The organism is Planotetraspora kaengkrachanensis (assembly GCF_016862895.1).
GTDB classification, from domain to species: Bacteria; Actinomycetota; Actinomycetes; order Streptosporangiales; family Streptosporangiaceae; genus Planotetraspora; species Planotetraspora kaengkrachanensis.
This window is the reverse complement of the sequence record NZ_BONV01000005.1, coordinates 28,845-39,523: the sequence shown is the minus strand read 5'-3', so window position 1 is coordinate 39,523 and position 10,679 is coordinate 28,845. Positions and strand designations below refer to the sequence as shown.

General features: G+C 68.1%; 9 protein-coding genes and 1 pseudogene. 4 read left to right on the top strand and 6 right to left on the bottom strand.

Going from position 1 to position 10,679, the window contains the following annotated elements; genetic code table 11:
- Positions 1-2: 2 nt before the first annotated feature.
- The 6 genes and pseudogenes from Pka01_RS08470 to Pka01_RS08455 all read right to left on the bottom strand — a co-directional run bounded on the left by Pka01_RS08470 (position 3) and on the right by Pka01_RS08455 (position 6,962).
- The gene (locus Pka01_RS08470) at positions 3-4,739 is read right to left on the bottom strand and encodes a discoidin domain-containing protein (protein WP_203882069.1); all 4,737 of its coding nucleotides are present in this window, start codon (positions 4,737-4,739) and stop codon (positions 3-5) included.
- A gap of 166 nt (positions 4,740-4,905) precedes the next feature.
- The gene (locus tag Pka01_RS41555; RefSeq protein WP_373318118.1) at positions 4,906-5,127 is read right to left on the bottom strand and encodes a hypothetical protein; all 222 of its coding nucleotides are present in this window, start codon (positions 5,125-5,127) and stop codon (positions 4,906-4,908) included.
- Between the two features lie 172 nt (positions 5,128-5,299).
- Complete coding sequence (locus Pka01_RS08465; protein WP_203882068.1) at positions 5,300-5,446, bottom strand: hypothetical protein; 147 nt, start codon at positions 5,444-5,446, stop codon at positions 5,300-5,302.
- A 98-nt stretch (positions 5,447-5,544) separates the two neighbouring features.
- Positions 5,545-5,988, bottom strand: coding sequence for an ABC transporter permease family protein (locus Pka01_RS40690; protein WP_239114838.1), 444 nt, complete (start codon positions 5,986-5,988; stop codon positions 5,545-5,547).
- A 444-nt stretch (positions 5,989-6,432) separates the two neighbouring features.
- Positions 6,433-6,576 (bottom strand): annotated as a pseudogene (locus Pka01_RS41730) (IS630 family transposase); the annotation flags it as partial.
- A gap of 11 nt (positions 6,577-6,587) precedes the next feature.
- On the bottom strand, positions 6,588-6,962 hold the full coding sequence (locus Pka01_RS08455; RefSeq protein ID WP_203882329.1) for a VOC family protein: 375 nt from the start codon (positions 6,960-6,962) through the stop codon (positions 6,588-6,590).
- 220 nt (positions 6,963-7,182) lie between these two features.
- Between Pka01_RS08455 and Pka01_RS08450 the strand changes: the two genes are divergently transcribed.
- From Pka01_RS08450 to Pka01_RS08435, 4 genes are all read left to right on the top strand, one after another.
- Positions 7,183-7,383 carry a hypothetical protein gene (locus Pka01_RS08450; protein WP_203882067.1) on the top strand — a complete coding sequence of 67 codons (201 nt, stop codon included), beginning with the start codon at positions 7,183-7,185 and terminating at the stop codon, positions 7,381-7,383.
- Positions 7,383-7,724: an ArsR/SmtB family transcription factor gene (locus Pka01_RS08445; RefSeq protein WP_203882066.1), complete on the top strand. Its 342-nt coding sequence runs from the start codon at positions 7,383-7,385 to the stop codon at positions 7,722-7,724. Before Pka01_RS08450 ends, Pka01_RS08445 begins: the two co-directional genes overlap by 1 nt.
- On the top strand, positions 7,721-9,445 hold the full coding sequence (locus Pka01_RS08440; RefSeq protein WP_203882065.1) for a SulP family inorganic anion transporter: 1,725 nt from the start codon (positions 7,721-7,723) through the stop codon (positions 9,443-9,445). Before Pka01_RS08445 ends, Pka01_RS08440 begins: the two co-directional genes overlap by 4 nt.
- Before the next feature lie 108 nt (positions 9,446-9,553).
- Positions 9,554-10,510 (top strand): cyclase family protein, encoded by a 957-nt coding sequence (locus Pka01_RS08435; RefSeq protein ID WP_239114837.1) that lies wholly within the window; start codon positions 9,554-9,556, stop codon positions 10,508-10,510.
- Positions 10,511-10,679: the final 169 nt, after the last annotated feature.

The window sequence follows — 10,679 nt, the reverse complement described above, 5'->3', positions numbered from 1 at the left end:
TGCTAGCCGCAGTTGAGCGCGCCGTACGGCACCTGTGCCGGCACGGTGACCGGCACGCCGTCGACGGTTCCGGTGACCTTCACGGTCGCGGTTCCGGCCGGGATCGACTTGGCGCGGGAGTTGAACGCCTGGTAGGCGAACTTCCCGGGCGCCACGTTGGCCACGGTCCGCGAGCCGTACGGCGTGATCAGCTCGATCGTGAGCGGCACGTCGTCGTCGTTGCGGACGTTGACAGTGACGTAGGCGTTCGTGCCGGTGCACTGGCTGCGCGCCTGCGCGTCCGTCGCCCAGACCGGGCCGCCTTCACCCACTGTCAGCGTCAGTGTGGTCCGGATGGTGCCGGCCTCGCTGACGTACGGCGGCAGGACCAGGTCGCCGATGATGGTGTAGGTGCCGTCGCTGTTGACGATGTCGGGGTTGAACCGCCAGTTAACGCCGATGGCCTGGTTGTCCCTGGATCCGTCGTTGTAGGAGACCTCCACCTTGGTGGGCAGGTAGGGCAGCTCGCCGACCTCGACGTGCTGCTGGAAGGATTCGGCGCCCTGGATCGAGATGCCGTCGTCTGACATCTCGGGACGCACGTAGACCCGGGCTTCGGCGATCAGGCCGTAGGCGTCGTTGGTGCCGTAGATCACGAACGGGTCGACGTTGGCTTCCGCGACCATGTCCGGGGTGATCGGCTGCCACTTGAACGCCACGGTGCCGCGGGCGCCGCTGGTGTAGACCGCCTCCAGCGTCGCCGGCGGGGTGGGCACCATGCCCACGCCGGTCCGGATGAGCACCGGCGAGCGCACCGCGTCGACGGTCTCGCCGTTGGCGCGCCAGCGCAGCACGCCGGTGCCGGCGCCGCCGGACATGAGGCCCCAGATCCGGATACGGATCCGGCTCGTGGTCACCGGTTCGAAGTTGAAGCGGTTGTAGGCGTTGGTGGCCAGGCCGTTGGCGTACGAGGAACCCCCGGTGAGCGTGACCGGCGTCCAGGTGGTGCCGTCCGTCGAGGTCTCGACGGCGTAGGTCGTGGCCGTGGGGCGGCGGGTGCCGCCGTTGTCGTCGTACCAGTAGATGTCGGTCGAGGAGAGCCGCACCGGTGAGGTCCACTGGTACTGGATCCACGCCTCGTTGGCGGGGCTGGTGCCGTTGCGCGGCTGACCCCAGTTGCCCCAGCCGTTGCCGGCGCCGGGGTTGGAGCTGCTCGGCGTGGTGGCCTCGTTGACCCGCGAGTGGTTCTCCCAGGACGCGGTGCCACTGGTGGTGATCGACGCCGTGGAGCCGAACTCCGCGACGACGTCCTTCTTGGCGAGGGTCACCGACACGGTCGCCGTCGACCGCTTCTCGCCGTCGTCGGCGAAGAACCGGAAGACGTAGTCACCGGCGACGGTGCCGGTCACCCGGGTGGCCTGCGCCCTGGGGTCGGCGAAGATGACGCCCGCGCCCTGCGGCGCCGAGACGGTCTCCCAGCCGAAGGTCAGCTCGTCGTCGTACGGCACGCCGTCGTCGGAGGCCGTGCCGACCAGCCGGGTGGACAGGTTGCCGTCCGCCGAGCCGTCGCGCGTGGCGGTGACGGCCGGCGCCTGGTTGGTGACCTCCGGCACCTCGCGGCCCGAGTTGAACACCTGGATCTCGGAGATCGCGGTGAAGTAGGTCGGGCTGTTGGTGAAGACGACGCGCACCTTGTCCGAGGACACGGCGTCGAACAGCGCCTCGTTGAACTTGGCCGTCGGGACGGCCGGGCTCTTGAACTGGCCCGGCACCTCCTTCCAGCCGCCGCTGCCGTCGGGCACCTGGATCCACCAGCGCGCGGGCTCGTGGTAACCACCGGCCTGGCGGTCGCTGACGAAGTACACCTTGACGTTGTCGAAGGACTTGGCCGAGCCCAGGTTCAGCTCGACATAGCCGTTCTTGTCGGTCGTGCCGTAGTTACCCCAGTAGGGCTCGTTGGCGGTGACACCGTCGGTCACGGCCGCCAGCGCCACGGGCTGCTCGGTCTCCTTGATGGCACCGGGCGTGTAGTTCATCGACGTGGTGCTGTAGCCGGGCGTGTGGAACTGCCGCCACGGGGTCGGCCGGGTGCCCTGCTGGGTGTACGACGAGGCGAGGGCGGCGCCCTTCGCCAGGTTCGCCGAGTCCTCGGTCAGGTCGATGCCGGCCGTCTTGAGGTACGAGACGACGCGGTCGTCCTCGATGGGGGTGTTCACCGCGGCCGGGAAGTCGTCACCGTCCTCGGCGTGGAAGGTGACGGTGAGGCCGTTGTCGGCCTGGACCTGGTTGGTCTTCGGGTCGTAGGTGACCTTGCCGAGCTGGTCGGTGCTGACCTTGCGCTCGCCGTTCAGGAACAGGCTGTAGCCCGCGCCCAGGCCGTAGTTGGTGCCGTCCGGGTCCCAGACGATGGTGACGTCCTGGCCGTGGTACTTCAGGTTGTTGACCATGAAGTGCTCGTAGCCGAACTTGATCGGCCAGAGTTCGATCTTGTCGTCGGACCTCGGCTGGATGCCGGCCATGTCCTCGACATAGATGTAGTTCATGTTCCCGAGCATCACGTGGTTCGGGTTGTTGCGGTTGTAGGTCTTGGTGGCCGGGTTCCAGTTGGAGTAGTACTCCGACTGGTTCGGGACCCGCAGGTCGGCGTTCGGGTAGATGCTCCAGGCCATCCAGTCGAGCAGCCGCTTGGCGTAGGCCGGGGTGACGTACTTTCCTTCCGGGTCGTAGTGCCGCAGCGCCGACCGCACGGCGCGGTACTGCACGGTGAAGTTGATGTTGGAGAAGTTGTTCGATCCACCGATCCCGTAGGCCGTCCGGTCGTACTGGTTGGCCGTGTAGAAGGGGAAGATCGGGAAGTTGTCGCCGTACGTCAGGAAGCGGTAGCCGTCGACGTACTTCTGCCACTCGTCGAACGGGATGAGGTTCTCGGAGTAGACGTCGTAGAGGTTCGACTCCTTGGCCGGGATCGACCCGCGGGCCGCCACGGGCAGCGGGTTCGCGCGGCCGTTGGAGCTCGCCCCGCTGGTGGCGCCGTGCGACGTGGCGGCCAGGAACATCCGCGTGTCCGGGCTCCACAGCTTGTTCAGGATCGCGTCCCGGATGCCGTTGGCGTCGGCCGCCATCTCGTCGACCTTGGTCTGGTCCGCGCCGGCGATCTGGTAGAGCTGCCGGGCGGCATCGAAGGCGCCCCACACGTACGCCGACTCCGGACGCTCGATCGTTCGCGCGCCGGGCGCGCCGGCGTTGGCCTTCGGGAACCCGAAGGAGATGGCGTCCGCGTCGTTGCCAGGCATGTAGTTGGTGTCGTACGCGATGAGCTTGTCGTTGTTGCCGTCGTAGTGTTCGAGCTGGCCCTTGCCGTCGCCCTCGAAGAAGTGGGCGAACTTCTCGGCGATCTCCTTGCCGCCACCGTGCACTTCGTAGGCCTCAAGGCCGGCCGTGCCGATGTACTGCGAGTAGTGGTTGTTCCAGCTGGTGTGACCCGGGCTGTCCAGGAAGGCCGAGGAGCCGGACAGCTCGCCGATGTTGAGGATCTGGCCGTACGGCAGGTACGGCGTGCGCAGCCACTTGGTGTCCTGCAGGTGCATCGGCTGGGTCAGCGCCACGGCGTTCTGGTAGAGGTTCACTCCCTCGATCGTCGTGGGGTACTGGTAGACATAGCCGGTCGCGTTGGCGTCGAGGGAGTTGTAACGCTCTCCCCACCAGCGGTAGACGATGGCCTTCTCCACCGCGGGATCGGGGACGTCGATGTAGGGCACGTCCTGCGCCCAGCGGCGGTTGAACGCCGTGATGCCGGTGCGGACCGCCTCGGCGGGGGTCAGCTCGGCGTAGTCGTGGTAGGCCTCCACCGTCTGCGGCAGCGAGTCCGAGGAGACCGCGCCGACCACGGAGAGCGAGACCGTGCTACCGGCGGGAACGGTGATCTCGCGGTCCAGGTTGGCGCCGGCGCGTGTGAAGCCGTCGCCGGTGAGGTCGATCTTGACGGTGTTCCACGGGGTGTCGATGAGCCCGTTGTTGGAACCGCTGGTGATGACCCGGGTGCCGGTCAGCTCGGCCGCGGAGGCGCCCGCCTGGGTGGCCAGCGGTGAGGCCGCCCGGACTGTGAAGGTCGCCGCCGACCCGCCGGGGTTGGTGAAGGTGATGGCGGTGACCGCGACGTTGTCGTAGGTGATGAACTTCGTCTGATCGGCGGTGACGCCGGTGGTCCCGATCGTGTACTGGCTCTTGGCGTGGCTGGGCGCGTTGAACCGGTTCGTGTTCACCTCGGTCACGGTCTGCCCGGGCACGGTGACCGTGTACAGGTTGCCGAGGTTGTTGGGGCCTCCGACGAAGGTGCTGCCGGCGAAGCCCATGACGGTGAAGTTGTTGTTGCTCGCACCGCGCATGTACAGCGAGCGGCCCCGGGTCATCAGCACGGCCGACCCGATCGCGCCGCGAACACCGAGCACGCGGTCGAGGTAGTAGTCGGTGCCGCCGGCGGCCAGGTCCTTCTCGAAGATCGACTGGTGCATGCTCGACGCGGTGAACGGAACGCCGGGCTTCAGCTGGTCGGCGACGTCGCCGACGGCGCTGTAGACCGGGTCCCCGATGTCCATGACATGGCTCTCGCCGTTGGTGTAGACACCCACGTCGCCTTCGTTGCCGGGGAGAACCGGGCCGGCGGCGTGCGCTGTGGTGGGCGGCAGGCCGACCAGGCCCGCCATGGTGAGCGCGGCGAGAGCGGCCCAGGTGGGCGCTCTGCCTTTGCGTCTGACAATCATTAGACTTCCTCCTGGTACCGGGATCGCTTGCCGGCGTCGCGGCTTGTCAGAGCACGGACGCCGTCGTGAGGGGTGAATCTCGGCCGAGTCGCCGGGACGGCGTGGACGCGCCGCCCGGCGACATGAATGGGGTCAGGGAGAGTCGTGCACTCGATCCGGCACCGTTTCATCTCATGCGCGACCACCCCAGGCGCGTACTGACCGGACCGCGTTCCCCCGGAGAACGCGGGATCGGTCCCGACGGGCAGCCAGACCCGCATGGTGGCGGAGCCGCGGTATCCCAGCGGTGGTACGGCACCAGCCGCAGGGTGCCCGCCACCTCTGCCGGTGGGAGCTCGTCCGCCACCGACTCCGCGCAGCAGACCAGGGGCCTGCGCTCGACCGCCACGCTGCCGCGGATCGCGTCGATCCTGGAGTCGGGCACGGTCCACCTGGGGGTAATCGGCAGGTCGAGGGCGGGTGACGTCGCCCGGACGCCACCCGCCCTCGACCTCGGCTTCGGCGTAGCCGGGCGACACCGCGCGCCGGGTGTCGCCGTAGAAGACGGTGGCGCCGTCGGCCTACGACGGGACCGGCAGGGAGATCCGCCCGGGCCCGCCCTCGGCCACCCGGACGGTGATCGCGCCCGACCACGGATAGCCGGTCTCCACGCGTAACACGAGCCCGCTGTGCGGGATCTCGGACGGCGTGTGGTGGTGAATCCGCACCCCGGAGTCGTCCTCGCGGCCAGGTGGGCGGGCAGCGTGCCGGCCGTACGGGGTCCAGGCCGAGTGGGGACAGCACGTCGGAGGAGGGCGGCACAGGATTAGCCACGCAGAGCTCCTGACATGTATCCGCGCACGAAGCGGCGCTGGACGACAAGGAGGAGAATCAGGCACGGGACCGCCATGACCATGACGCCGGCCTGCAACATGCCGTAGACGATGGTGCCGGCCGTGTTCTGCGTCATGCTGACCACGGCGACCGTCAGCGCGAAGCTCGCGCCGTCATTCAGCAGGATCAGCGGCGCGAAGAAGTCGTTCCAGGCGGCCAGGAAGGCGAACAGGCCGACGGTGATCAGCGGCCAGTTGTAAGCCTCGGCCGGCCGCCCACTCTGCGCCCAGGTGGCCGCGCGAGTCCACATGGTGACCGTGACGGCTCCGGCCTCGGCGGCGGGCTGCTGTTGCTCCTCGCGACCCGAACCTCCGCACGCCGCTGTTAGCGATAACAACGTGACCAATGCGGCACTGACCAGCACACGTTGCTTCATGGCCTGCTCCTTCCGATACCCCCAACCCACGACCGAAAGCACCTAAAAGGTTTTCGTAACGTAGAAGAAATCTACGAAGCTGTCAACGGATTGGTCGGGTATGCCGGTGTCGGAACGGCGTGGGACAGTCGAAAAGGTTTTTATTCGTAAAGGTGCGCGACCAATGAGTGACGTGGCCGTCTTGGAGGGCGTCTCCGTCGCCACCGCCTCAAGGCGCTCAACGGCCGCGTCGATGTCCGGGAGACGACCAGGCAACTGGTTCTGGACGCCTCCGCCCAGCTCGGTTTCCAGCCGAACGCGTTGGCGCAGGGCTTGCTCTCCGGGCAGACCCGCACCGTCGGGCTACTCAACCAACGACGTGGTCGGCAGGTTCGGCATTCCCACGCTACTCGGCGCGGAAAGCGCTTTCGGGGCAGGTGAGATGGTGTTGAGCGCAGTGGGCGGTCAGGCCGCAGCCGTTGAGAGTGGTCGGCCGCCCGAGCGGATGCCTTTCTCGCTGCGGATGCGGATGCGGGCGCATTCGCGGCGTTGGGCCGCCAGGACGTCGGGGTGGCGGGCGTTGGCGTTGCGCCGGCGCAGGTAGGCGTGCGGGCCGATGCTCAGCTCAGGCGGGCTTTCAGGAGGCAGAATTCGTTGCCTTCGGGGTCGGCCAGGCAGTGCCAGGGCTCCTCGCCGGTCTGGCCGATGTCGGCCGGGCGTGCCCCGAGCTTCAGGAGGCGTTCGAGTTCGGCGTCCTGATCGCGGTCGGTGGCGTTGACGTCGATGTGCAGCGGCAGCTTGCCCGCCTTGGGCTCGGTAGTGGGGCTGAAGACCAGAGTCGGCTGCAATCCGCCGAACCCTTCCCGTGGTCCGATCTCCACCGCGCCGTCGTCGTCGGTGACGAGCACGATGAAGTCCAGTACCTCGCACCAGAACGCCGCCAGCCGTTGCGGATCCCGGCAATCGATCACCAGCTCGGAAATGCGACAAGCCATGATCGGCACCGTACAGGGCATCAACCGCACGCAGCCAATCCCTAAACGCCCAGGGCCGCGACGCAGTGGGCACCCGGGAGTGGCGGCCCGGCCCGGCCGGCCCGGCGGAGTCGTCGCATCCGCGCCAGGCAGATCACGCCAAGGCATTCACGAATTGCGAACTTTCGCAATTGGCGGCACTATGAAGTGCGTTGATGATGTCGGAGAGCCAGGGGGCACCGTGAGCGGGCCGTTCGCCGCCGCGATCAGAGAGCGGGCACTACTGGCGTGGGCCGCGCTGGAGGAGGCCCGCCGCGAGGAGGATGTCGAGGGGCTGATCGTCGCCGAAGGGGAATGGGAGGATGTCGTACGGTTGGCTCGCGCGCATGGGGTTCAGATCGGCGATGACGAGGCCGGACCAGGCGAGGGGACGGTTCGATGATGTCGGTGCCGCTGTATGAGGCGAAGGCCGAGCTGTTCCGCCTGCTGGGGCATCCTGTGCGAATCCGGGTGCTGGAGCTGCTGCAGGACGGGCCGCTGCCGGTGCGGGACCTCTTGTCCGCCATCGACGTGGAGCCGACGGGACTGTCGCAACATTTGGCCGTGCTGCGCCGGTCGGGGATGGTGACCGCCCATCGTGACGGTTCCACCGTCGTCTACGCCTTGGCCGGAGGCGATGTGGCTGACCTGCTGAGGGCGGCCCGCAAGCTCCTGACACAGAAGCTCTCCGGGCAGAGTCAGTTGCTGAGCGAGTTGCTCGACACGGAGACCAGCGTCCGGTGAACGCGGTTCTCAGCTCGGGGATATCCCGGGTGCGATCGGTGCTGCCCGAACGTGACGATCTCGCCGCCATCGGTCGCCGTCCTCGTCGCGACTTGCTGGCCGGGCTCACGGTCGCGATCGTCGCGTTGCCGTTGGCGCTCGGATTCGGCATCTCCTCCGGTATGGGTGCCGAGGCGGGACTCGCCACTGCGGTGATCGCCGGCGCTGTGGCGGCCCTGTGCGGTGGATCCGGCCTGCAGGTGTCCGGCCCTACTGGGGCGATGACGGTGGTGTTGGTGCCGATCGTGCACGAGCACGGCACCTCTGGTGTGCTGGCGGTCGGCCTTTTGGCCGGACTGCTGCTCATCGCCCTCGCCCTGGCGCGCGCAGGCAAGTACATGGCATTGGTCCCAGCTCCGGTGATCGAGGGCTTCACGATCGGCATCGCCTGCGTGATCGGCTTGCAGCAGGTCCCTGCGGCGTTCGGCGTGCCGGTGCCGGAGGGCGACAAGGTCGCCGTGGTCGCTTGGCATGCCGCACGAGGATTCTTCGACCATCCGCACTGGTGGGCGGTGGCCATCACTGCCGGCGTCGCCCTGTTGATGTTGGCGGGAGCACGTGTGCGACCCACGCTGCCCTTCTCCCTGGTCGCTGTCGCGGTCGCCACGGCCATCGCGGAAGCGGCAGACCTGCCGTTGCCGCGGATCGGAAACCTCCCGGCAGGGCTGCCCGCACCCTCGTTCTCCTTCTTGGACGTTGGGGCGTTGCCTGCGTTGCTCGCGCCCGCGGCCGCAGTTGCCGCGCTCGCCGCCTTGGAGTCGTTGTTGTCGGCCGCGGTGGCCGACGGCATGAGCGTCAACCATCGGCATGACCCTGACCGGGAGCTCTTCGGCCAAGGTCTGGCCAACCTGGCCGCTCCGCTGTTCGGCGGAGTCCCCGCCACCGGAGCCATCGCCCGTACGGCGGTCAATGTCCGCTCCGGCGCCGGCTCCCGGCTGGCGGCGCTGGCTCACGCGGGCATTCTGGCCATCATCGTGTACACCGCCTCCGATCTTGTGGCCCGGATTCCCCTGGCCGCGCTGGCAGGTGTCCTGCTGGCGACGTCCGTTCGAATGGTGGAAGCCGGTTCCGTCAAGGCCATGGTCCGCTCGACCCGGAGGGACGCGGTGGTCCTGGTTCTGACCGCGATCGCCACCGTGGCCCTGGACCTGGTCCAGGCGGTTGTTCTCGGCCTGGTAGTCGCCGGCGCGCTGTCCCTGCGAGCCGTCGCCCGCAACGTTCGCCTCGACGCGGTACCGATCCGGCCCGACGTGCCCGGCGATCACACGGACGAGGAATATGCGCTGCTCGCAGAGCACATCGTGGCTTACCGGTTGGACGGCCCCCTGTTCTTCGCAGCAGCTCACCGCTTCTTGCTCGAACTTTCCGATGTCGCCGCCGTATCCGCAGTGATTCTGCGGATGTCTCGCGTGACCACCATTGACGCGAGCGGTGCCCTGGTGCTCGGCGATGCGATCCGGCGGCTGGAGCACCGCGGGATCACCGTCTATGTCTCCGGGATCCGCGACGGCCACCACCAGCCGCTACGCGCTCTCGGCGTGATCGCACGGCTCGACGAGGCCGGGCGCGTCTTCGCGACCACCCCAGAGGCGATCTCCGCGGCGCGGGACGGGCTGCACCGTGCCGGCGTCCTCACGGCCGTCCCGCTCGGTGCCGGGCCACAGACCGTCGTGCCCGGATAACGGGCTGGGATTACCGTTCAGTCTTCTCCGGCCGTCCTGTCAAAGGAGAGGGCGGGATACCCTGCCTGCCATGCCTCGAACCACGTGACCGGAGGAGTCGATGCTGGGATGACGGCAGGGCGACCGATGCCCACACAGGACGACGTGCTCGGGTACTTCAACACGCTGTCGAACTGGGGACGGTGGGGCGACGACGACGAACTGGGCACTCTGAACCACATCACCGACGACGTCCGGCTGGCGGCGGCGCGGGCCGTGCGCCACGGCAGGAGCGTGTCGTGCGCATGGGAGGTCGCCGTACCGGAAGACATGGAGCGGTCGACGACGACGTGCCCATGCGCCGCCGACATGCCGGGCGCCGAGAACATGCCGGCGCCCGGATTCCGCAACGACCGGCGCTGGGGCTTTTCGTCCGAGCGGCTCGGCGTCACGTTCCACGGCAACACCCTCACCCACGTCGACTCGCCGTGCCACATCTTCTGGGACGGCACGATGTACAATGGGCGGTCGCACTCGCTGGTCGACGCCGCAACGGGGTCGGCGTGGGCGTCCGTCACGGCGGCGGCGAACGGGATCATCACGCGTGGTGTCCTGCTGGACATCGCGAGCGTGCGGGATGTGCCGTGGTTGGAACCGGGGCAGGGTGTGTTTCCCGACGATCTCGAGGAGGCCGAGCGTCGCCAGGGTGTGCGGGTGCGATCCGGCGATGCGGTACTCCTGCGGACCGGCTATGGCCGCGTCCGGCACGAGACCGGTGCGGTCAGCGGTTTCACGCAGGCCGGGTGGCACGCGTCCTGCCTGCCGTGGCTGCATGAGCGGGAGGTCGCGCTGATCGGCGCTGACACCCCCCAGGACGTTCAGCCATCGGGGTACGAAGGCGTGTTGATGCCGGTTCACGCCGTGAGCCTCGTCGCCATGGGTCTGTGGATGCTCGACAACTGCGACCTGGAGGCGTGCGCGACGACGGCTGCCGAGCTCGGCCAGTGGGACTTTCACCTCGCGGTCGCGCCGGTCCGCTTCGCCGGTACGTCCGGCAGCCCGGTCAACCCGATCGCCACATTCTGACCGCGCTTCACGAGTGCGACGCCATGAAGGACCCGGCCGCCCTGATCAGGACCATGACGACCACGGCCATAAGTGCACGCCAGGGCACGATCGCGACGAATGATGGAGCCCCAAAGGTGGCATTTGCAACATTTGCACCATGACAGTCGCTCTTACAGATCTCTAGAGT

Bases quoted from the DNA above. Each gene is read 5' to 3' on its own strand.
- Pka01_RS40690 (WP_239114838.1), bottom strand. From the start codon at position 5,988: ATGAAGCAACGTGTGCTGGTCAGTGCCGCATTGGTCACGTTGTTATCG.
- Pka01_RS08445 (WP_203882066.1), top strand. From the start codon at position 7,383: ATGTCGGTGCCGCTGTATGAGGCGAAGGCCGAGCTGTTCCGCCTGCTG.
- Pka01_RS08435 (WP_239114837.1), top strand. From the start codon at position 9,554: ATGACGGCAGGGCGACCGATGCCCACACAGGACGACGTGCTCGGGTAC.
- Pka01_RS08455 (WP_203882329.1), bottom strand. From the start codon at position 6,962: ATGGCTTGTCGCATTTCCGAGCTGGTGATCGATTGCCGGGATCCGCAA.
- Pka01_RS08470 (WP_203882069.1), bottom strand. From the start codon at position 4,739: ATGATTGTCAGACGCAAAGGCAGAGCGCCCACCTGGGCCGCTCTCGCC.